Genomic DNA, 314 nt, shown 5'->3' with positions numbered 1-314 from the left:
GGATCATCGCCCTTCTGAACACGCTTGTAGCCCAATGATTTGAGCACGCCGCGCAAGTCCGCGACCGAACAGCCCAAAAGACTGGTCATGGCCGGAGCGGGTTCGAACTGGCGGTTCGGATGAGCCTGACGGGCTTCGCGGATCAGGTCGGCGAGGCGTTCGAGAATGTCGAGGCGTACGGCCAGCGGACCGCAGCGTTGAAATCCGGCCGCCGCATAATCTGCATCGTCGATGCCGGGTTCGGCCGCCAGGGACATGCGTCCGGGCGCCGGCGAGAACGCACACTGCGCGTCTCCGCGTGCGGTCGCCTTGAG

At 65.3% G+C, this 314-nt stretch carries 1 protein-coding gene; it reads right to left on the bottom strand.

Features of this window, described 5'->3' with window-relative positions:
- On the bottom strand, positions 1 to 257 hold a 257-nt coding region (locus E5162_RS14350; protein ID WP_135945955.1), incomplete at its 3' end, for a hypothetical protein.
- Positions 258 to 314: the final 57 nt, after the last annotated feature.

This window comes from Marinicauda pacifica, assembly GCF_004793635.1.
Lineage (GTDB): Bacteria > Pseudomonadota > Alphaproteobacteria > Caulobacterales > Maricaulaceae > Marinicauda > Marinicauda pacifica.
This window is presented reverse-complemented; position numbering and strand designations above follow the sequence as displayed.